The 20,272-nt window shown below is 55.1% G+C and carries 20 protein-coding genes; 8 read left to right on the forward strand and 12 right to left on the reverse strand.

Going from position 1 to position 20,272, the window contains the following annotated elements; genetic code table 11:
* Window positions 1-129 precede the first annotated feature (129 nt).
* The 4 genes from creD to JJL52_RS12880 are packed head-to-tail and all read left to right on the forward strand — an operon-like array spanning window position 130 to window position 4,340.
* On the forward strand, window positions 130-1,521 hold the full coding sequence (gene creD, locus JJL52_RS12865) for a cell envelope integrity protein CreD (protein WP_202052864.1): 1,392 nt from the start codon (window positions 130-132) through the stop codon (window positions 1,519-1,521).
* Window positions 1,514-2,035 (forward strand): M23 family metallopeptidase, encoded by a 522-nt coding sequence (locus JJL52_RS12870; protein WP_202052865.1) that lies wholly within the window; start codon window positions 1,514-1,516, stop codon window positions 2,033-2,035. Before creD ends, JJL52_RS12870 begins: the two co-directional genes overlap by 8 nt.
* A complete protein-coding gene (locus JJL52_RS12875) occupies window positions 2,035-2,727 on the forward strand; it encodes a response regulator transcription factor (protein WP_202052866.1) in 693 nt (230 codons plus the stop codon). Before JJL52_RS12870 ends, JJL52_RS12875 begins: the two co-directional genes overlap by 1 nt.
* Entirely contained in the window at window positions 2,724-4,340 is a 1,617-nt protein-coding gene (locus JJL52_RS12880; protein ID WP_202052867.1) for a sensor histidine kinase, read from the forward strand. Before JJL52_RS12875 ends, JJL52_RS12880 begins: the two co-directional genes overlap by 4 nt.
* Before the next feature lie 79 nt (window positions 4,341-4,419).
* Here the strand turns inward: JJL52_RS12880 and JJL52_RS12885 are convergent, their stop codons facing one another.
* From JJL52_RS12885 to msrA, 8 genes are all read right to left on the reverse strand, one after another.
* A complete protein-coding gene (locus tag JJL52_RS12885; RefSeq protein WP_202052868.1) occupies window positions 4,420-5,088 on the reverse strand; it encodes a peroxiredoxin family protein in 669 nt (222 codons plus the stop codon).
* On the reverse strand, window positions 5,078-6,082 hold the full coding sequence (gene trhO, locus JJL52_RS12890) for an oxygen-dependent tRNA uridine(34) hydroxylase TrhO (RefSeq protein WP_202052869.1): 1,005 nt from the start codon (window positions 6,080-6,082) through the stop codon (window positions 5,078-5,080). Before trhO ends, JJL52_RS12885 begins: the two co-directional genes overlap by 11 nt.
* Window positions 6,083-6,232: 150 nt before the next feature.
* Entirely contained in the window at window positions 6,233-6,697 is a 465-nt protein-coding gene (bfr, locus tag JJL52_RS12895) for a bacterioferritin (RefSeq protein ID WP_202052870.1), read from the reverse strand.
* 15 nt (window positions 6,698-6,712) lie between these two features.
* Window positions 6,713-6,928, reverse strand: coding sequence for a (2Fe-2S)-binding protein (locus JJL52_RS12900; protein ID WP_202052871.1), 216 nt, complete (start codon window positions 6,926-6,928; stop codon window positions 6,713-6,715).
* Window positions 6,929-7,029: 101 nt separating this feature from the next.
* Entirely contained in the window at window positions 7,030-7,380 is a 351-nt protein-coding gene (locus JJL52_RS12905) for a hypothetical protein (RefSeq protein ID WP_202052872.1), read from the reverse strand.
* Between the two features lie 552 nt (window positions 7,381-7,932).
* Window positions 7,933-8,466 (reverse strand): response regulator transcription factor, encoded by a 534-nt coding sequence (locus JJL52_RS12910; RefSeq protein ID WP_202052873.1) that lies wholly within the window; start codon window positions 8,464-8,466, stop codon window positions 7,933-7,935.
* Window positions 8,459-9,850, reverse strand: coding sequence for an ATP-binding protein (locus tag JJL52_RS12915; RefSeq protein ID WP_202052874.1), 1,392 nt, complete (start codon window positions 9,848-9,850; stop codon window positions 8,459-8,461). Before JJL52_RS12915 ends, JJL52_RS12910 begins: the two co-directional genes overlap by 8 nt.
* Before the next feature lie 655 nt (window positions 9,851-10,505).
* On the reverse strand, window positions 10,506-11,144 hold the full coding sequence (gene msrA, locus JJL52_RS12920; RefSeq protein ID WP_202052875.1) for a peptide-methionine (S)-S-oxide reductase MsrA: 639 nt from the start codon (window positions 11,142-11,144) through the stop codon (window positions 10,506-10,508).
* An 83-nt stretch (window positions 11,145-11,227) separates the two neighbouring features.
* Here msrA and hslO point away from each other — a divergent pair, with 83 nt between their 5' ends.
* Complete coding sequence (hslO, locus tag JJL52_RS12925) at window positions 11,228-12,100, forward strand: Hsp33 family molecular chaperone HslO (RefSeq protein ID WP_202052876.1); 873 nt, start codon at window positions 11,228-11,230, stop codon at window positions 12,098-12,100.
* Window positions 12,101-12,107: 7 nt separating this feature from the next.
* Here the strand turns inward: hslO and JJL52_RS12930 are convergent, their stop codons facing one another.
* Entirely contained in the window at window positions 12,108-12,983 is an 876-nt protein-coding gene (locus JJL52_RS12930; RefSeq protein WP_202052877.1) for a TraB/GumN family protein, read from the reverse strand.
* A gap of 1 nt (window position 12,984) precedes the next feature.
* Window positions 12,985-13,374 carry a cupin domain-containing protein gene (locus tag JJL52_RS12935; RefSeq protein ID WP_202052878.1) on the reverse strand — a complete coding sequence of 130 codons (390 nt, stop codon included), beginning with the start codon at window positions 13,372-13,374 and terminating at the stop codon, window positions 12,985-12,987.
* A gap of 314 nt (window positions 13,375-13,688) precedes the next feature.
* On the opposite strand from JJL52_RS12935, the gene JJL52_RS12940 reads away from it, so the two are divergent.
* From JJL52_RS12940 to cmoB, 3 genes are all read left to right on the forward strand, one after another.
* Window positions 13,689-14,333 carry a response regulator gene (locus tag JJL52_RS12940; RefSeq protein ID WP_202052879.1) on the forward strand — a complete coding sequence of 215 codons (645 nt, stop codon included), beginning with the start codon at window positions 13,689-13,691 and terminating at the stop codon, window positions 14,331-14,333.
* A gap of 72 nt (window positions 14,334-14,405) precedes the next feature.
* Window positions 14,406-15,137 (forward strand): carboxy-S-adenosyl-L-methionine synthase CmoA, encoded by a 732-nt coding sequence (cmoA, locus tag JJL52_RS12945; protein WP_202052880.1) that lies wholly within the window; start codon window positions 14,406-14,408, stop codon window positions 15,135-15,137.
* Entirely contained in the window at window positions 15,134-16,108 is a 975-nt protein-coding gene (cmoB, locus tag JJL52_RS12950; protein WP_202052881.1) for a tRNA 5-methoxyuridine(34)/uridine 5-oxyacetic acid(34) synthase CmoB, read from the forward strand. The genes cmoA and cmoB overlap by 4 nt, the downstream gene beginning before the upstream one ends.
* Before the next feature lie 249 nt (window positions 16,109-16,357).
* Here the strand turns inward: cmoB and JJL52_RS12955 are convergent, their stop codons facing one another.
* Together JJL52_RS12955 and pepN are read right to left on the reverse strand one after the other, a co-directional pair.
* Window positions 16,358-16,570 carry a type II toxin-antitoxin system HicB family antitoxin gene (locus tag JJL52_RS12955; RefSeq protein WP_005373173.1) on the reverse strand — a complete coding sequence of 71 codons (213 nt, stop codon included), beginning with the start codon at window positions 16,568-16,570 and terminating at the stop codon, window positions 16,358-16,360.
* A gap of 635 nt (window positions 16,571-17,205) precedes the next feature.
* Entirely contained in the window at window positions 17,206-19,857 is a 2,652-nt protein-coding gene (gene pepN / locus JJL52_RS12960; RefSeq protein ID WP_202052882.1) for an aminopeptidase N, read from the reverse strand.
* Window positions 19,858-20,272 lie beyond the last annotated feature (415 nt).

A 20,272-nucleotide genomic window follows, 5' to 3' on the forward strand; every position in this document is an offset into this window, starting at 1 on the left:
ACTTGCCCGTTTTTACGGTTCTGCACAAAATCTGCACAAAAAGCCGCTGAAAATTCGAATTCTTTTCACGCGATTTGCAATGCGCCTCGGTAAAGTTTTCGGCACGGTCAACCACGGGAGCGATAAACCATGAAAAACAATTTTTATCTGAAACTGGGTGCTATTTTCGGCTTAATTTTACTGCTGCTGATTCCGCGCGCCTATATCGGCGGCATCGTTTACGAGCGCCAAGGCTGGCGGCAGAAGGCCTACGACAGCATCGGGCAAAGCTGGCCCGGCGCGCAGACGCTGGCAGGGCCTGTGCTGGTGCTGCCTTATACGCTGACCTATCATACCAAGGAAAAAATTCTCGACGGCAATCGGCGCGAGAAAGAAGTGGTGAAAGAAGCGACATTGAATGACGCTCTCTACCTGATGCCGGAACAGCTGAAGATCAATAGCCGCGTCGAAACTTCCGAACGCTACCGCGGAATCTATCAGGTGCCGGTGTACACGAGCCGGGTTGAAGTTTCAGGGAAGTTCAATACCCAGCCGATTCTGGATTTGCTCGCCCAAAACAAAGGGCATCTTATTCGCTTCGAAAGCCCGCGCCTCTCCGTGCTGGTGCGCGATCAACGCGGCTTGATCGCACCTTCGGCATTGACGTGGAATGGCGCCGGCCAGTCCTTCAAGCCCGGCGCCGAGTTGCATAACGCGACTGCGGGGATGCACGCGGTTCTGCCGGAATTGAAGCCGGAACTGCAGGCGCAGCGTCTGCAGTTCGCGTTCGCGCTGGAACTTAGGGGAATGCGGGCGATGAATTTCGCGCTGCTGGCGGAAGATGCGGAAGTGAATGCGGATGCGAATTGGCCGCATCCGAGCTTTACCGGCCAGCTGCTGCCCGAGCAGCGCGAGATCGGCAAAGACGGTTTCAAGGCCGTTTGGCGCGCCTCTTCTTTTTCCTACGACGTCGGCGGCGGACTGGAGGCGTGCCGGAAAGGCAATTGCCTGGCCTTGCTGGAGTCTTCGGTCGGGTTCGATCTGCTGAAGCCGGTTGATGTCTACCAGGAATCCGAACGCAGCATCAAATATGCGGAACTGTTCATCGTGCTCACTTTTGTCGTACTGATCCTGTTCGAATTGCTGAAAAAATTGCGCGTGCACCCTGTTCAGTATGTGCTGGTCGGGACTGCGTTATTGATGTTCTACCTGTTGTTGATCGCGCTGTCCGAACATATCCGGTTCTTCTACGCCTATCTGACCGGCGCTTCCGCCTGTACGCTGCTTCTGACCTGTTATTTCGGTGCGATATTGCGCAGCCATAGGTTCGGTCTACTGCTCGGAGCCGGATTGTCGCTGCTGTATGCGGTGCTGTATGTGATCTTGCAGGCGGAGGATTATGCGATGCTGATGGGCAGTATGTTACTGTTCGTCGTGCTGGCCGGCCTGATGTTGGCGACGCGGCATTTCGACTGGTACCAGTTGATGGGGCAGGGCGATGCGGATCAAACGGGTATGGAAAAGGAGAGGGGACATGCCTGATATCGCTAAACTTGCGATTTTGCTGGCCTTGTTGGCTTCCAGCTATGCCGTGCCGGAAACCCGCCTTATTCCGGTCGCAGGCGCCAGGCCTGCCGACTGGAATCCGCAGGCTTTTTGGCATTATCCGTGGGGACGATCGGTCGTGCACAAAGGCATCGACATTTTCGCCCGCAAAGGCATGCCGGTTCTTGCGGCAACCGGCGGAGTAACGCTGTATGCGGGCAATTTGGCGCGCGGCGGCCGAGTCATATTGCTGCTCGGCCCCAAATGGCACCTGCATTATTACGCGCATTTGCAGCAAGTCGATGTGGGCGCCGGGCAGTTCGTGCGTTCCGGCGAAGCGATCGGAACGGTCGGCGCAACCGGAAATGCGCAGGGAAAAGCGCCACATCTGCATTACTCGATCATGAGCCTGCTGCCGATACCGTCCAATTACGGTTTCGGGAAGCCACTCGGTTGGCTTAGAATGTTCTATATTGATCCGCATGGTTTTTTGATTTCCAGGGATGCCTGATGAGCAAACGCATACTCGTGGCCGACGACGATGCCCATATCCGGGACGTGATCGGGTTTGCGCTCGAAAAGGCGGGCATGCTGGTCCGGCAGGCCGAGGACGGGCGACGCGCGCTGGCGGCGTTTCGGGCCGAACCTTGCGACCTGGTCGTGCTCGACATCAACATGCCCGAGTACGACGGGCTGGAGGTCTGCCGCGAGATCCGCAAGCACTCCGACGTGCCGATCCTGTTTCTGTCTTCGCGCGACGATGAAATCGACCGGATACTCGGGCTCGAAATCGGAGGCGACGATTATGTGACCAAGCCGTTCAGTCCGCGCGAACTGGTGGCGCGGATCAACGTGATTCTGCGGCGCGTGCAGCTTGCTCCGAAAGCGGAAGAGCCTGTTCCGCTGTTTCGGCAGGGCAGGCTCAGCATTTGGGTCGACCGGCATAAGGTGCAGTGGGACAGCGTACCGGTTTCTCTGACCGCGACGGAATTCGCGATATTGCAACTGCTGATCCGCCATCCCGCCCGCGTATTCAGCCGCGACCAGATCATGCGGAGCGCCTATCACGACAATGTCTATGTCAGCGACCGTACGATCGATAGCCATATCCGCCATATCCGGCAAAAGCTTGCCGAAGCCGGTTGCTGGGAAGCGATCGAGACGGTGCACGGTGTCGGTTACCAGTTGGCCGGATGCGAATGAAGCTCCGCCCGCCGCTGCTCCGCCCCCGATTGTTCCGGCTGCGCACGATCCTGTTGTGCGTGATGCTGATGGTGCTGGTACTGCCGTTGGGCGGACTGTACTTTTTCAGGATTTATGAAAACGAACTGGTGCAGCAAACCGAGCGTGAGCTGATTGCGCAGGCGGCGGCCCTGTCGGCCGGCTACCGGCAGCTGCTCCGCAATCTGGACAAGGCCGAACCCTATGGGCGGCTGCTGGAAAAAAATACCGGAAGCCTGGCGTATGCCGGCACTTATCCAATTCCGCCGGATGCGCCTTATACGCCGATTTTTCCGGGGTTGAGCCTGTTCGACCCGATCCAGCCGCCGCGGCCTTTGGCGAAACCGGCGCAGGCGCCGTCGGACGAATTAGCGCGCCGGGCGGGTATGCTGTTGCGGCCGATATTGCAGGATACGCAGCAGATTACCTTGTCGGGTATTCGGCTGCTCAGCCCGAACGGCGTCGTGATCGCCGGCCGCGAAGAAGTAGGCTTGTCGCTCGCGCAGATTCCAGAGGTCGCGGAAGCCTTGCAGGGGCGCTATGCGGGCGTGATCCGCCAGCGGATTTCGGACGAGCCGCCGCCTCCCTTGTATTCGATCAGCCGCGGCGCGAACATCCGTGTGTTCATCGCGTTTCCGGTGCTCGAAAACGGCCGCCTGCAAGGGGTGTTTTATCTCTCGCGCACGCCGGACAACATTCTGAAACATCTCTATGCGGTCAAAGGCAGGGTACTGCTGGCGGGCATCGGTCTGCTGGCGATCGTGATCATGATCGTAACGCTGGCTTCCTCGGCGATCGCGCGGCCGATCCGGGAGCTGATTCTGCAGACCGAAAAAGTCAAAAGCGGAGAACAAAAGGTCATCGAGTCCTTGCAGAATCCGGCCACGATCGAAATCGCCAGACTCTCCGAGAGTTTTGCGGACATGTCCCGCGCGCTTTCGGAAAGGACCGATTATATCCGCCGCTTCGCGACCCATGTCTCGCACGAGTTCAAAACGCCGCTGACTTCGATTCAGGGTGCGCTGGAACTGCTGCAGGACCATGCCGAGACGATGCCGGAAGAGCGCAGGCAGCGCTTTATCGCGAATCTTCTGGCCGATACGTATCGGCTCAGGCAGCTGGTGAACCGCCTGCTCGAGCTTGCTCATGCGGATGCGTTGCGGCCGAGCAGGCAGGTCTTTTGCAACTTGCCGGAAGTGATCGATCCGCTCAAGCATCGCTATGCCGAACGCGGCCTGCAAATCGAACTGGATACGGCTCCGGTGCAATCCCTGGCCGTTGCGCCGGAAGTGCTCGAGGCCGTGTTCGTGAATTTGTTCGAAAACAGCCTGCAGCACGGCGCTACGCAGCTTCAGATTCGTTCGGAGCGGCGGGCGGAGGCGCTGCGGATCGGCTTGCAGGACAACGGCACGGGCATTTCGCGGGAGAACCGCGGCAAGATTTTCACGCCTTTTTTCACGACACGCCGAAATGCCGGCGGCACCGGGCTAGGCCTGGAGATCGTGGCCTCCCTGTTGAAAGCTTACGGGGCGGAGATCGAGCTTGGCGAGTGCCTGGAGGGAGCGCTGTTCTGGGTGTGTCTGCCTATCAAGTAGAAAGGCAATTTTTGACCGAATGGAGGGGATTCGTCCTGTCATACGGCGGTAATGGAATGGGCTGCACCGGCGTGATGATTTATTCCCGCAGCAGTTCGAGCAGGCGGTTTTCCAAATCGGGGAAGGCCCCGAATTCAGAGGCGCGGAGTATGCCTTGCCTGTCGACTAGGATTTGCGACGGCGTGCCCTTCAACCGAAAACGTTCGAAAGTCTCCGCGCGGTAGTGTTGCGATTCCAGATAGCTTCGCACTTGGTCGACGACCTGCTGCCGGTAGCGATTCGGCTGGCGGTCGAAATCGGGTAGCCGGTCGTGAATGAAATCAAGAATCTCGGTTTCGGAAGTTTCGCCCTGACGTTCGGTCAACCGGTCCATTCCCAGCGGGAAGGGGATGCGGTAGGGCAGGCGGCCTTGGTCAAGCGCGCCATGCCGGCTCAATGCTTTAAACGTTTCGCCGATGACCTCGTTGCGCTCGGCTAATCCGCGCAGATTTTCCAGCGTATTTTTATCGAAATCCTCGAACGCGGTCGCGATGCCGAGTACGCTTAAGCCGGCATCGGCATATTTCCGGTGCAGTTCGATCGCCTTCGGCAAGGCATACAAAAAGCAGCCGGGGCAATTGACCTGGAATATATCGACCAGCACCACGCGGCCCAACAAGTCGTCGAAATTGATGGGCGATCCCTGCACCCATTCCGAAACGGCTAATAATGGCGCTTTTTTGCCGATCATCGCAAATTTATTGGTCATCGTGAACCTCGACAGGCTTCGGACCGCACTGCCGCCGGCGGCGCTGTTGTTTCGCTGTTCGCTTTGCAGCCAGGCTTTTGGCGGCGTCAGAGCCGATATGGGCTTCGCTGCGTTGCTTGGCGAGTCGGATCTGTTTCTCGCGCTCGCTGAAGCGATTTTTCTGCCCTTCGGTCAGTTTATCGTAGCAATGCGGGCAGCTAACGCCAGCCCGATAGCGGGAATCGGCCTTGTCCGATTCAGTGATCGGCAATCGGCAACCGTGGCATTGATCGTATTGCCCTTTCTGGAGGGCATGATCGACCGTGATCCGTTCGTCGAAAACGAAGCATTCGCCTTGCCAAAGCGTGTCTTCGACCGGCACTTCTTCCAGGTATTTCAGGATGCCGCCCTGCAGGTGGTAGACTTCCTCGAAGCCTTGTTCTTTCAAGTAAGCGGTCGATTTTTCGCAGCGGATCCCGCCCGTGCAGAACATTGCGACTTTTTTATGCTTGGCGGGGTCGAGATGATCCTTGACGAATTGCGGAAACTCGCGGAAGCTTTCGGTGTTCGGGTTGACCGCGTTTTTGAACGTGCCGACCCGGTGTTCGTAGTCGTTGCGGGTATCGATCAGGATCAATTCCGGGTCCGAGATCAGCCGGTTCCAGTCGGCGGGTTTCACGTAAGTGCCGACGATGCGCCGGGGGTCGATGCCTTCGACGCCCATCGTGACGATTTCTTTTTTCAGTTTGATTTTGGTCCGATTGAAAGGCGGGCGATCGGTATGGGATTCCTTGTACTCGATATTCGCGAGCTTGGGGTCGGCGCGGAGCCAAGCCAGCACCTTGTCGATTCCTTTGCGCGATCCGGCGATCGTGCCGTTGATCCCTTCAGAAGCCAGAAGCAGGGTTCCCCTGATGTCATTCTCTTCCATGATTCGGAGCAAAGGCTGCCTGAGTTGGCGATAATTTTCCAGCGCCACGAATTTGTACAGGGCGCAAACCACGATTTGAGACATTTTTTCCTCGCTGTAAGCCGGATCGTAAATCAGGGACAAAACCTTATTATTATAGCCCGGCAGCGATCGTCCGGGCTAGGCTGTCATTTTCGAAGCGGGGAATAAGCGGTTGATCCGCAGAGAGAAAGGGGTGGAGATAAGGCTGGAAAATCAGATTTGGGATTGCAGATAATTTTGAATGCCGATTTTCCCGATCAGCTCGAGCTGGGTTTCGAGCCAGTCGAGATGCTCTTCCTCGCTTTCGAGAATATCTTCGAAAAGATCGCGCGAAACATAGTCCTGGGCCGATTCGCAATAGGCGATTGCTTCTCTCAGGAGCGGAATCGCGGCCTGTTCGAGCTTTAGATCGCATTCGAGCATTTCTTGCGGGTTTTCGCCGATCAGCAGTTTGTCCAGGTTCTGCAGATTAGGCAGGCCTTCCAGAAACAGAATCCGCTCGATCAGCGCATCGGCATGCTTCATCTCATCGATCGATTCGCGGTATTCCTTTTCGTTCAGCTTATGGAAGCCCCAGTTTTTGAACATCCGGGCGTGCAAAAAGTATTGATTGATCGCAGTCAGCTCGTTCATCAATGCTTTATTCAGCAATTCAATGACCTTTTTATCGCCCTTCATGGATGCTCCCGGCCTTCAACAGGCATTATAAACAGGTTGATTCGATACCGGATGCATTATAAATTGATTTTGCTTGTTTGCGTCAAGCAATTCCTTGACCTGTCTACTGCATTTTCCGCACTCGCTGCCGACGCCGAGGCAATCGAAAAGCTGCCGCCGTGTGCAGAGCCCATTATCGATGGCTTTCTTAATTTGAGTATCGGTGACCGCCTTGCAGACACATACATACATGGAATGATCTCCTGACTGGATTATTGTAATTAATGATAACAATTCTCATTTAAAAATTCCAGCCGGAAAATAAATTTTTTGCAGCGGTTTGACTTACGGAATCATCGATCCGTCGATAATTTTTCTTTCATGCAGAGCCGATAGGCGGCTTTGCGAATGACTTCCTGCCTGAGTTTCGGTTGTAAGCGGTAGGCGATATCGATCAAATACAAAGCGTCGTTGCCGCTTTCTTTCGACGTATGGGTTTTGCTGGCGAAAGTTTTCTTGACTGTATCGGCGATCACCGCGTAGGGGAGGCCGGATTTTTTGAATTCATAACCGTTGGCGATCACGTCGGCGTCGGTCTTGCATAGGACATCGAAACGGTTCAACTCATCCTCGGCTTTGCCGGTAACGGCTCCTGAGGCCGACATGGACGTCAAGGCCAATAACAACACAATTGATTTATTCATCGCGAATCTCTCTGAATAACAACCATTGCAAGTGAGTAGGCTGGTCTTCGCGCCGCCAAGTAAATACGCGAGGCTTAGCGCCGGTAAGCTGAAAAGGACGGAATGTCGGGACGGTTTGACTTACCGACTTCCCGGACACATGATCAGGGATATTTTTTACGGCTGGGCGACTTCGCGCGATAAGACGGAAGCCAAATCCGTATAGCCGCGGAACAGGACAAAGCAAATCTATAGCGCACAATAATTCAATTCTTGCCCAAGGTCCAGCCCTATAGGATAACGGAATCTATTTCAAAGTCTATGAATCAGTTGGCAAATCATGCAGAAAATTAGGCCGTACCGTTATTCCATAATGCTGTTGCGGAAAGCTTTATGCGCGCCGCTTTCTGAATCAGCGGCAGCATAAGCGGTAGAGCTTTAAGACCCGCTGTCAATGGATGGCTGAAGCCGGAGAATGAGTGTCGGCATGCCAATGACTTTGCCATGAATGTGCTCGGTCCGCCAGCCGGAAGCGGCTCGTTTGCCGCCACCGTCACAGTGGCGGCAGAGGCTTTACTCCCTGACTGGCCGCTTTTCGAGTTTGCGCTGCAGCGTGCGACGATGCATGTTCAATGCCCGGGCCGCAGCTGAGATATTGCCGTCATGCTGCATCAGAATTTTTTGCAGATGTTCCCATTCCAGGCGCTTCACCGACAGAGGGTTTTCGCTGATCGAAACGGTTGTATCGCCTTCGTTCTTGTGCAGGGCGGCCAGAATCTCGTCGGCGTTGGCGGGTTTGGTCAGATAATGGATCGCGCCGAGTTTGATTGCTTCGACGGCAGTGGCGATGCTCGCAAAACCGGTCAGCATTACGCAGGCGGTATTCGCATCGAGCGAAATCAGTTTTTTGACCAGCTCCAGGCCTGATTCATGGCCGATCCGCAAGTCGATCACCGCGTATTCGGGCAGGTTTTGCTCCGCGAGCGCGATACCGCTCTGCACGTCGTTGGCGACCAGCACTTCATAGTCCCTTTTTTCGAGCGCGGACTTCAAAACCCGGCAGTAGGTTTCATCGTCGTCAACCAGCAATAATCTCGGTTTATCCATTGTCGGTAGCCTCCTCTTCGTTGGGTTCGGCATGCAGGAGCGGCAGCGTGATGTCGACGCAAGCGCCGTGCGGCTGCGTGTTATAAAGATGGATGGTGCCGCCGAGCCGGTGGATGGCCGAATAAGTCAGGAACAGCCCGACTCCCAATCCGTGCTTTTTACTGATCAGCGGCTGTCTGCCTGCGGTCCCGACCATTTCCGGCGGGAAACCGGGGCCATAATCGCGAATCTTGATATGCATTAGCCTGAGATCCCAGGCCGCATGGAATTCGATGCCTTTGCGATTGTCTCCGGAAGCCTCGGCCGCATTGTTCAAAATATTGATCAGGGCATGGGTGAGCGTCCGTTCCGCGATGATTTCGGCTTCGTCTACATTGTCCGGATCGATGAAAAGATTCAGTTTCGCGGTCGACTTCTGGGTGCGCCAAAGATTGATCACGTTATCGAGGTAGGCGGTGACCCGCATCACGCTGCCCGATTCGGCGCGGATCTCGCCGGCCGAGGCGGACATCACCGACAGTGCCTTTTTACAGCGGTCCACCTGCTGCTGCACGATATCGATCTTTTCATGCAGATCGGGAAAACGGTGCAGAGGATATTCCTGCCTGAGTTCATGCGCGACGATCGCGATCGTGCCCAATGGGGTGCCCATATCGTGCGCCGCGCTGGCTGCCAGCGTGCCGAGGGCGATCACGCGTTCGTCCCGCAGCGCGTTTTCGCGCGCGATCGCCAGGCTGCGTTCTTGCGTCTTCAAGGTTTTCGCGAGTTCGACTACGAAAAACGCGACCAGCCCTGCGCTGAACACGAACCCGAACCACATCCCGAACATGTGCAAGTCGTAATAATGCCTGTCGCTGGCCGCGTACGCGTTCAGCAGCATCGAATAATGCGCCATGTCGTCCGGTTGCAGCCGCGTGGGGTCCGGCATGTGCGGTTCGATCGAGGGCAGGGGAATATTGTGTGCGATCAGAATCGTGTACATTGTGGTGGTGAGCGCGACCATATACCAGGCATAAGACTGGGGCAGCATGATCGCGGTCACGATCAACGGCAAAAGGAACACCCAGATGATCGGATTTGAGGCACCCCCGGTCAGGTACATGAATGCCGCGATCGCGAGCACGTCGATCGCCAACTGCGAGAAAATCTCGAGTTCCGACACAGGATCATCGGTCTGCAGGCGCATTGAGGTGTATACGTTGACCGAGATGATCGACACGATTACCATCCAGAGCTGTCCCTCGGGCAGCTTGATGTTCAAGCCGTAGACCGAAATAATCAGCAGCAGCGATGCGGCGACGATCAGCATGTTTCTGAGAATGAACAGCCATTTCAGATTTTGTCTGGCGTTGAATTCCGATTTGGGCGTGACGTGAGTAAGCATTTTTAATAATCGAGAAATAGAAAACTATCCGGCTTTCGGATCTATTGTCGCTAATTTACCGGGCATTACGCACTGCGGCAATATGTCGCACAGGGGCTTTTTCGTTCTGTTGCTATGATTGAATCAGACTCCGAATCTCATTTTGAGCAAAAGGTTCCAAGTTCTTACCGAATCTTTATCAATGTAAAGACCCCTGTTGAATCTGTTGAATTTTACGCAACCTTATTGTGAGACAGAAAGGACGCAGGGGCTGTTTTTGTCGCTTTTTTGGTAATCGTTGTGATGGTGCGACAATTTGCCACATTTTAAATTGTTTTTTCTATTGCTATTATTAACCTAACTTTTGAGGCTCTTTGGAGTCCTTGAGCTGAAAGTTGCGTTGAAATCTTCCTAATAGTCTTGAGGCGGTTGAAATACCGCCTTTTTTTTGCCCAGCGGCTTACTCCATCCGTGACGGCGAACAGAAAACGCAACAGATTGTCTCTTTTTTGCACTCTTTGTTGTCCTGCGACAATTTGCCACATTTTTATTTGCTCAAGCTGTTGCTATCATTAACCTAACTTTTGAGGCTCTTCCGAGCCCTTGAGCTGAAAGTTGCGTTGAAATCTTCCTAATAGTTCTGAGGCGGTTGAAGTACCGCCTTTTTTTTGCCCGTTCATCCGCCCTCGTAACACACCCCCAATCCGCCGAGCCCGCAATAGCCGCCCGGATTTTTGGCAAGGTATTGCTGGTGGTAATCTTCCGCATAGTAAAATTCGCCAGCCGGCAGAATCTCGGTGGTGATTTTTCCGAATCCCGATCCGGCCAGTGGTTTCTGAAAAGCCTCCCGAGACGCAACGGCTTCTTCAAATTGTGCCTGATCGTAGGTATAAATCCCCGACCTGTACTGCGTACCGATATCATTGCCTTGGCGCATCCCTTGCGTCGGATTGTGCGATTCCCAGAACACTTTTAACAGTTCGCGGTAAGGCGTCAATTCCGGATCGTAAACCACACGAACCACTTCGCTGTGTCCGGTCATGCCGGTGCAGACCTGTTCGTAGGTCGGGTTCACCGTATAACCGCCGCTATAGCCGACCGCCGTGCTGAAAATATGCGGAAGGGTCCAGAAACGGCGCTCGGCTCCCCAAAAACAGCCAAGACCGAACAGTGCCAGCTTGAGATGATCAGGAAACGGCGGCAGAATCGGATGGCCGTTCACAAAATGCCGATTGGTCACATGCACCGGTTCGCGACTGCCGGGCAGTGCCTCGGAAGGATCCGGAATATTTAATTTTTTCGAAGAGAAAAGCATGATCGGTACCTCCGTAATGATTGGAAAGTCAGACGACAGCGGTTGCAGGTTATAATAAAGCGTTCGTTTATCCGGAAAGACAGATGGAAGAAGATATTTTACGCCGCTTTATTTTCGAAGAATTCGGGGTGCGCGGCGAATGGGTCAAGTTGTCCAACAGTTGGCAAAACGCAAAGTTCAATCAGCACGGCAATGCGATCGTACAGGAAACGCTGGGGCAGGCCCTGGCGGCGGCGGTGCTGCTGTCGGCCACAATCAAGTTTAAGGGGTCGGTCATCATGCAGGCCCAGGGCGACGGCGTGTTCAGGACCCTGGTCGCGCAAGCGACGCACGACCGCAAGATCAGGGGATTGGTTCGTCATACCGGTGAAGTGCAAAGCGGGCACCTCGAATCGATGTTCGGGGAGGGCCGGCTGGTGTTGACGATCCGGCCGGACAACGCGGATCCGTATCAGGGCATCGTGCCGCTGAAAGGCGCCAATCTGGCCGTCGCTTTGCAGACTTATTTCGTTCAGTCCGAACAGCTCGACACCCGGCTCTGGCTGTTCGCGAATGAACAGGTTGCGGCGGGCTTGCTGCTGCAGGAATTGCCCGAACACAAGGATTTCAAAACCGATTGGGAGCGCATCGTGATACTGGCCGATACGCTGACTGCGCCGGAGCTGTTGAACCTCGACTGCGAACCTCTGCTGCACCGCCTGTTTCATGAAGAAAAAGTCCGACTCTTCGACGCGGAACCGGTACGGTTCGAATGTTCGTGTTCGAAACAAAAAATCGAATACGCACTGCGTACGCTCGGGCCGCAGGAACTTGAGCATCTTCTCGAAGCGAAAGGCGCGGTCGAAGTCGGCTGCGAATTCTGCAACAAACAATACCGTTTTGACCGGATCGACGTGCAAAAATTGCTGGCCGACAAATTATCGGCTTATCGGGTTGACACCGACACGCAGCATTGATCCTTTTTTATTGCACTCGGACCGTGCGGAATCCCTGTCGCCTTAACAATTCGATCAGTCCCTCGTCACCCAATAAGTGCAGGCTGCCGACCACGACCAAAGCGCTGCCTTCCCGGTTCTCCTTCAGGAAGGCGGCAATTTGCGGCAGCCAGGCGCGGTTTCTTTCGCTGTTCAGGCGGCGGTAAAATTCGGGGATTTCGTTCACTGTATCCTGACGCAGCAACTGCATCAGGCCGTCCGCATCCCCGTTGCGCCAGTGCTGATGCAGTTCGTGCAATTGCCGCGGGTTCTGCATATCTTTTAGCGTCTGGTTCAAGAACAATTCCTGTTCCTTGGGTTCCATACGATCGAAAACGTTGAATTGCTGGCTTAGACTTTCCAGTCCGGCCGTTTCCTTGTGGGCGATTGCGGCCATTTCCATATAATGCTTGTCTAGCCCCAGGTCGGGCAGATACCCGGCTTTTACGGTTTCCAGGCTTGCTATCGTCAGCGCGGCCAACCACGGTTTCATCGTTTGGAACGTGTCGAGCGGCAAACCGTTCGCTTCGCAGTAGCTTTGCAGCCGATGCCAGGTTTTAGGGCGCAGGCTCTGTTCGAGCGTCTCGCCCCCCGCGATCATGCCGGTCTTCATGAGCGATTGAACCCGTGCACCGTCGTTTAGCTCGTCCGGAGGCACCTCGAAGTAGACCTTATCGGCTTCGTCGAACGCTTTATTGACCGGATCGGCCAGTGGATAATCTTCCGCCTTCAGCATGTGGAACGAGCCGAGCAAATAAATGCTATTGTCTTCGTCGCTGACCTGCCAGAGCAGGGGCGTCGGCGGCTTTGCCGAAGCCTGGGCCCAATACAGCAGTAACAGCAGCAGGCTCAGCCGGCGTCCCATCTCAATGTCCTTTTCCCATTTCGAAAATGATCAATTCGGCCGGTTCGCCGCCAATATTCTCCACGGTCATCGATTGGCCGGTTTCCCAGAATACTTCGCCTGCCGAATAAATGCCTGTTTTTTCGCCTTCCACCACTTGCAGCGTGCCTTTGACCACGTACCGCGGTCCCGGCCCCTCGTGCGTATGGCGCGGCGTTTTGAATCCCGCCGGAAAATTGACCCGAATCACTCTCCCGTTCACATTGGAACTGGGTAAGGACACCTGTTGTTGCAATAAAACCGTTCTTCGGATATCCGCATTTTCTTTCGCCAACGCCGGCCCGCCCGTTCCGATCAGCAAAAAGGCAGGCATCAGGGAGGCCGCTATTCTGGATGCGATTTCGGTTGTCATCATCTTTCTCCTTTTGTATTAGTAACACGGTTAAATGAAAAGTTCGAGGAGAGGTGGGGTATCCCGGCTCGAAAATCTACATCAAATGAAGGCTATGATGAATGAGCAGGCCTCGATATACAAGCACTGTAAAAATTGGCCGATGTGCCCTCGGTAAAATCATTGGGTTGTTTTTTGGTCATTAACCACATTTCTTAAGATAAGACAAACACGGGCGTAGCCGTTATAATGGCGGCCTCATGGGATGTATTGCCGGCTTTACCGGTCCACGACAATGCTGATTGACTGATTATAAGATTAAAATATAAATAATTATGATTAGTGTACTCCTCGTTGATGATCATCAATTGGTAAGAACTGGCATTCAGGCGCTGCTGAATTCGGATAATGAAATTCAAGTCGTGGCGGTTGCGGATTCCGGCGAGCAGGCTGTGGCCATGGTGGGCGAAATGGCTCCCGACGTGATATTGATGGACGTAAGCATGCCGGGCATCGGCGGCGTGGAAGCGAGCCGGCGCATTCTGCGGCAGAATCCGGCCATCAAAATCATCGGCCTGTCGGCATATAACGACGGCCCGATCCCTCAGCAATTATTGAAGCTGGGCGTGTTGGGCTTCATTTCCAAATCTTCTTCGGCGGAGGAGATGATCTGCGCGATCCGTAAGGCGATTGAAGGCAAGCGCTATCTGTGCAGCGATGTGGCGAATAATCTGGCTTTTCAAAATCTGCTCGACAATCACCAGTCGCCGTTCGGTAAATTGTCCCAGCGGGAGGCCGAAATCGTGACGCTGATCCTGCAGGGCAAAACGATACAGGAAATGGCCGAAATGTTGGCGATCAGCAGCAAAACGGTAAATACCTACCGCTATCGGCTTTATGAAAAGCTCAAGATCAAAAACGACGTGGAGTTGACCCGTCTTGCCGTCAAGTTCGGCCATCTCGACACGACATTGATCTGATTCCGGATTGATCGATCCCTCGCTGCCGAAGACATTGTCTCTATCAGGCTGCCCGCATTTAAATTTTTTCCAGTGACTCAGCCCAAAGATTCCATTTATGCCAGTCCTATAGGGGCGATCGAAGCGTTTAAATTCGACGACAAAGTCGCCGAAGTCTTCCCCGACATGATCCGGCGCTCCGTGCCGGGCTATCAGGCGATCATCGCGGCGATCGGGCTGCTGGCCGGCCGTTTCGCACGTCCGGACAGCGTTTGCTACGATCTGGGCTGTTCGCTGGGTGCTGTAACCTTCAGCATGCTGCAACAGATCGAAGCGCCTCATTGCCGAATCGTTGCGGTCGATAATTCGGAATCGATGATTTCGCGTTTTCGGGAACGCTTACAAAAAGAGGCGCCCCATGCGAACGTCGAAATCCGTTGCGCGGACATTCGCGACATCGCGATCGAAAACGCGTCGGTCGTGGTGCTGAATTTTACGCTGCAATTCATTCCGCTCGAAGACCGCCGGCCTTTCCTTCGAAAAATCCAGGAAGGACTTTTGCCGGGCGGATTGTTGGTTCTTTCCGAAAAACTGTGCTTCGACGATCCGAGGCAGCAGGAACTCCAAACCGAAATGCATCATGCTTTTAAACGGGCGCAGGGTTACAGCGAACTCGAAATCAGCCAGAAACGCAGCGCGCTGGAGAACGTGCTGATTCCGGAGACGTTCAAGACGCATCAAAGCCGTCTGCTCGAAGCCGGATTCGCCAGCGCGGAAGTCTGGTTCCAATATTTCAATTTCGCTTCGATCCTTGCTTTGAAATGAATGATGATCAGGATTTATACGCCGCGCTCAGGGAAGCCGGGGCGGGGGAATGGGCGGACTGCCTGCCTGCGCAAATCGCTGCCGGGCTGGATCCCGCCCGACACGGCACTTTGCCGCATTGGCTGGCACTGCTGGGGCGTCTGCCCGTCTTGTCGCCCTCCGAGCGCTGCCTGACCGAAGATACCGTGCGGATCGGCTGCGTCGAAGATATCGCCGAAACGGATAGGGGGTTGCTGTTGGAAATACTGCGCGAACTGATCCCCTGGCGCAAAGGGCCTTACGAACTTTACGGCATCAAGATCGATACCGAGTGGCGGTCGGACTGGAAATGGAATCGGCTCAAGGACCATATCACCCCACTCGCGCACCGGCTGGTGCTGGATGTCGGCTGCGGCAGCGGCTATCACTGCTGGCGGATGCTCGGGGCAGGCGCAAAAGCGGTCGTCGGAATCGATCCTCTGCTGCTGAATGTGATCCAGTTCCGGCTGGTCAAATCGCTCTACGGGCCTGCGCCGGTGCATGTGTTGCCTTTCGGGCTCGAAGCGTTGCCGGCGGGGCTAAAAGCCTTCGATACGGTATTTTCGATGGGTGTGCTGTATCATCGGCGGTCGCCGATCGATCATTTGCTCGAGCTGCGGGATTGTTTGAGGCCCGGAGGCGAGCTGGTGCTCGAAACGTTAATCATCGACGGCGGGTTGGGAGAGACGTTGATGCCGGAAGACCGTTATGCGAACATGCGAAACGTCTGGTTCATTCCCAGCCTTGCGACGCTGGAGAGCTGGCTCAGGCGCTGCCGCTTCGGCAATATCCGCACGATCGACGTAACGCCTACCTGCGTTGAAGAACAGCGCAGCACCGAATGGATGCCGTTTCAGTCGCTGCCGGACTTTCTCGATCCGAACGCGCCTGGATTAACGATAGAAGGTTTGCCGGCCCCGAAACGTGCCATCATACTGGCGAATTGCCTGTAGGAGTGACTGAATACTGTTGCGGATCGCTCTGGGGAGAGTAAAAAACAATTCGCATCGGTAAGTCAGCGGCGCGCCCCCTGTAACTCCTTTCATCGTTTGCTTGCCTTGCGAGACGCGCTTTCGAACCAGCGGCAACGACCTTAAGCGTCAGCCACCATTTGACTCTATGCCGCAGTACGAATCGCTACGCCTTTTCCTTGCCAATTTCCGGAAAGTTACCGGGGAGTTTGTCGGGGTCGGCAAAAAAGGTCAGGTGGCAATATCAATGGTTTCCGCCCTGCAATAGCTTCTGGGAATATCGAGCCCTACTTCCCTGAGTTTCTCGATATGGTAAGAGATGGCTTCTTTCAGAGCGTCTTTGGCGCTTTCTTCCGTGACGCCTTTTGCGATATATCCGGGTATATCCGGACTATAAGCCGAAAAGCCTTTATTGGTGGGTTCTATGATGGCTACATATTTCATCGAAAACTTCCTTAATTGCGTTGATTTTCGGGAGCATCAGTCAGTATTTTGCGCGGAAGCCGAAATCGGGTCCGTCCGATTTCGGCCGCGAAAAAAATAAGCTGGCGGTCGCGTTATTGGCAGCCTGTAGTCCTGTGTCCGCCCGCGATCTACCACCTTCCCAGGATACGCCGTGCGCCGAGGGTTTCCACCATGACTTGGTCGCCCTGTCGAATAATCCCGTATCTGGCCCTGCATTTTGCTTGAGATCCCTCTCGGCCAGAATAATCGGTTTTGCGGCACCGGGGGTGATATATCGCTTCCGTCGCGTTACGTTTTCTGAACTTCTTCCTTATTGGTATACGAGCTTGCTTGCTCGAAGTCATCAACGCAAAATTTCCCTCTAATTTTCGCCAGCGGGGTTAGTTTATTTGTCTGGCAGAACCTTGTAAACGACTCAAAAAGGGTAATAAAAGGGTACTCAATGGATAGCTTAAATATCTATCGTCCAGAGTGAGGTAACTGATTTGCAAAGAATAATTTCGGGATTTCTTGTCGAAAACGCGTATCTCCGCTGTGGATACGGGCTACGGTTGGCGCGATAGAAAAGGCGGGGAGTTTCCGCCTTTTCTTGACAGGTTTCGGGAAGAGGGGCGTTAGGCCAAACTCTTTGCCGCCACCTCATAAACGTCTTTCGAAATCGCCTCAGTCGAGACGATCCGTTCCAGCTCTGCTTTCATCAGGTTCCGGCGGTTTTCGTCATAGCGCCGCCATGAAGTCAGGGCGCCGACCATCCTTGAGGCGACTTGCGGATTCAAGCTGTTCAACTCGATAATCCGGTCGGCCAGAAAACGGTAGCCTTGGCCATCGGCGGCATGGAAATGCAGCGGATTCGATTGCGAGAAGGCGCCGATCAGCGAGCGGACCCGGTTCGGATTCCTGATGTCGAAGGCCGGATGGCCGAGCAGGTCAAGCACTCTTTCGTAAGTGCCCGGCATCGGGCTCATCGCCTGGGCCGAGAACCATTTGTCGATGACCAGCGCCTCGTGCTGCCAGTGCCGGTAAAAGCCGTCCAGGCATTGCTGCCGGGCCGGATGCGGATAGTTTACGATTACGGTTAGCGCGGCGAGCTGGTCGGTCATGTTCTTGGCGGTGTTGAACTGCTGCAGCGACCAATGCTGAACCCAGTCCGCGTCGAGCCGCGCGAGATAGCTGAGGCAGGTATTCTTGATGCGGCGGCGGCCGATCGCGCCGGCATCGAAGCGGCCGGACTCGTCGCGGTGGTAGCGCAGATAGAGCGCTTCGAGCGGTTCGCGCAGCTGTTCCGCCAGCGCCCGGGCGACCGCTTCCCGAGCATGATGGATCGCCTCGACGTCGACCACGCGCATTTGCTCGGTCAGGTACAGCTCCGAAGGCAATGTCATCAGCAGCGAAAAATAGGACAAGTCGTCCCACGATTGTTCCAGCACTTTGCGGAAGGCGTCGATCAGCAGCGGATTGACGGCCAATTCCGCGCCGTTCTGATAATCGGCGATCAACCCCGACATCACCTGCACCGCTAACTGCTGGCCGGCATCCCAGCGGTTGAAGGTGTCCGGGTCGTGGCTCAGTAGGAACGCCAGTTCCTCGGGCTGCCGGTTCAAAGCCAGTTTGACCGGCGCCGAAAAACCGCGCAGCAGCGAAACGACCGGTTCTTCGTCCAGCCCGGAAAACACGAAGGTCTGCTCGGCCTGGGTCAATTCAAGGACGACCTGCTCGGCCGCTGCCGCGTTTTCTTCCAGGCGGCAAAGCGCCGGGGAGCCGTTGCGGTTGATCAAGCCGGTTACGACCGGAATATGCAGCGGTTCCTTAGCGGTTTGCCCCGGTGTCGGCGGGCAATGCTGGGAAAGCGTCAGGGAAAGCGTCTTTTGCGCGGCATCGAAATGTTGCGCGACGCTGATCACCGGCGTGCCCGCCTGCGCATACCAGCGGCGGAACCGGCTCAGGTCTACGCCGTTCGCGGCTTCCATCGCGCTGACGAAATCGTCGCAGGTGACCGCCTGGCCGTCGTGGCGTTCGAAATAGAGGTCGCTGCCTTTCCGGAAGCCCTCGGCGCCGAGCAGCGTATGCAGCATGCGCACGACTTCGGCGCCTTTTTCGTAAACCGTCAGCGTGTAGAAATTGTTGATTTCGATATAGGCATCGGGCCGGATCGGGTGCGCCAGGGGGCCCGCATCTTCGGCGAACTGGCGGGTGCGCAGCATGTTTACGTCCTCGATCCGTTTGACCGCTCGGGATGTGCGGTCGCCGGTGAATTCCTGGTCGCGGAACACCGTAAAGCCTTCCTTCAGGCTGAGCTGGAACCAGTCGCGGCAGGTGATCCGGTTGCCGGTCCAGTTATGGAAATATTCATGCCCGATCACTCCTTCGATATTTTCGTAATCCGCATCGGTCGCGGTATCGGGCCGGGCCAGCACGAACTTGGTATTGAAAATGTTCAGCCCCTTGTTTTCCATTGCGCCCATATTGAAATGGCCGACCGCGACGATCATGTAGAGGTCCAGATCGTATTCGCGCCCGTAAACCTGCTCGTCCCAGGCCATCGCATTCTTCAGCGATTGCATCGCATGATCGCATTTGTCCAGGTCGTGCTTCTCGACGAAGATTTGCAGCGCGATGTCGCGGCCGGACATCGTCGTGAAACGGCCCTCGACGCAATCGAGCCGGCCCGCGACCAGCGCGAACAGATAGCAGGGCTTCTTGAACGGGTCTTTCCAGGAAACCCAGTGCCGATTGTCCGGCAGGTCGCCGCTGCCGACCTTGTTGCCGTTCGACAGCAGCACCGGAAAGCGGTCCCTGTCGGCGACGATCGTGGTCGTGAACGCGGCCATCACATCGGGGCGGTCCAGGAAATAGGTAATCTTGCGGAACCCTTCGGCCTCGCACTGTGTGCACAGCATCCCGTTCGACAGATACAGGCCTTCGAGCGCGGTATTGGCTTTTGGGTTGATCAGGTTCTCGATCGTCAGCACGAAACTGCGCTGCTGCGGCACTTCGTGAATGATCAACGAATCCGGCGTTTGCAGATAGTCCTGATCGCCCAGTTCGCGGTCCTCGTTCAACACCACCCGGACCAATGCCAGATTTTCGCCGGCCAGCGTCAGCGAGGCATCGCTCGACCGGCTGGCCGGATTCCGGCACATTGTCAGCCTTGAGACGACGCGGGTATTTTCCTCGTCCAGCGTGAAGTTCAGATCGACGTTTTGGATCAGATATTCCGGTACGGTGTAGTCTTTCAGATAAACGGTTCTGGGATTGGAATCGCGCATGATCAAACGTTTGGGAAATAGTGGTAAATGGAGTGAGTGTATCGGAATCGGCGGTAAACGCAACTTTTTGGGAGATCGAGCGGTGTTTCTTTCTTTTGTGCGTCGTGATGCATTCATGAGCCTTCGTTCCAGGTCTTTGGCAAAACAATGCGGGCTCTGATATATTTCTGGGTCTAACGCGTTAGCTATCCATTTAGCTCGGTAAGTGGGCAATCTCTTTGTGCTCGGCGTTTTCGATGCTTTGATTTGGCAGTTGTTACGAATCATCGCAATTCAGTAGCATGATCGTTGCTCAAACCATTGAATAATGGTGAGATTGTTGCACGATTTGCCTCAAACTTTTGTCTGTTCACTGGAACAGAGGGTGTAAGAATTTTTGTGTAAACGGCCATTAGGCAGGAAACTGCCATTCCGA

The organism is Candidatus Methylomicrobium oryzae (assembly GCF_016745425.1).
Classification (GTDB): domain Bacteria; phylum Pseudomonadota; class Gammaproteobacteria; order Methylococcales; family Methylomonadaceae; genus Methylomicrobium; species Methylomicrobium oryzae.

Bases quoted from the DNA above. Each gene is read 5' to 3' on its own strand.
- JJL52_RS12935 (WP_202052878.1), bottom strand. From the start codon at position 13,374: ATGACAACCGAAATCGCATCCAGAATAGCGGCCTCCCTGATGCCTGCC.
- JJL52_RS12940 (WP_202052879.1), top strand. From the start codon at position 13,689: ATGATTAGTGTACTCCTCGTTGATGATCATCAATTGGTAAGAACTGGC.
- JJL52_RS12880 (WP_202052867.1), top strand. From the start codon at position 2,724: ATGAAGCTCCGCCCGCCGCTGCTCCGCCCCCGATTGTTCCGGCTGCGC.
- JJL52_RS12900 (WP_202052871.1), bottom strand. From the start codon at position 6,928: ATGTATGTATGTGTCTGCAAGGCGGTCACCGATACTCAAATTAAGAAA.
- hslO (WP_202052876.1), top strand. From the start codon at position 11,228: ATGGAAGAAGATATTTTACGCCGCTTTATTTTCGAAGAATTCGGGGTG.
- JJL52_RS12930 (WP_202052877.1), bottom strand. From the start codon at position 12,983: ATGGGACGCCGGCTGAGCCTGCTGCTGTTACTGCTGTATTGGGCCCAG.
- JJL52_RS12955 (WP_005373173.1), bottom strand. From the start codon at position 16,570: ATGAAATATGTAGCCATCATAGAACCCACCAATAAAGGCTTTTCGGCT.
- JJL52_RS12870 (WP_202052865.1), top strand. From the start codon at position 1,514: ATGCCTGATATCGCTAAACTTGCGATTTTGCTGGCCTTGTTGGCTTCC.
- trhO (WP_202052869.1), bottom strand. From the start codon at position 6,082: ATGTCTCAAATCGTGGTTTGCGCCCTGTACAAATTCGTGGCGCTGGAA.
- JJL52_RS12910 (WP_202052873.1), bottom strand. From the start codon at position 8,466: ATGGATAAACCGAGATTATTGCTGGTTGACGACGATGAAACCTACTGC.
- JJL52_RS12915 (WP_202052874.1), bottom strand. From the start codon at position 9,850: ATGCTTACTCACGTCACGCCCAAATCGGAATTCAACGCCAGACAAAAT.
- JJL52_RS12875 (WP_202052866.1), top strand. From the start codon at position 2,035: ATGAGCAAACGCATACTCGTGGCCGACGACGATGCCCATATCCGGGAC.
- JJL52_RS12885 (WP_202052868.1), bottom strand. From the start codon at position 5,088: ATGACCAATAAATTTGCGATGATCGGCAAAAAAGCGCCATTATTAGCC.
- msrA (WP_202052875.1), bottom strand. From the start codon at position 11,144: ATGCTTTTCTCTTCGAAAAAATTAAATATTCCGGATCCTTCCGAGGCA.
- bfr (WP_202052870.1), bottom strand. From the start codon at position 6,697: ATGAAGGGCGATAAAAAGGTCATTGAATTGCTGAATAAAGCATTGATG.
- cmoB (WP_202052881.1), top strand. From the start codon at position 15,134: ATGAATGATGATCAGGATTTATACGCCGCGCTCAGGGAAGCCGGGGCG.
- JJL52_RS12905 (WP_202052872.1), bottom strand. From the start codon at position 7,380: ATGAATAAATCAATTGTGTTGTTATTGGCCTTGACGTCCATGTCGGCC.
- pepN (WP_202052882.1), bottom strand. From the start codon at position 19,857: ATGCGCGATTCCAATCCCAGAACCGTTTATCTGAAAGACTACACCGTA.
- creD (WP_202052864.1), top strand. From the start codon at position 130: ATGAAAAACAATTTTTATCTGAAACTGGGTGCTATTTTCGGCTTAATT.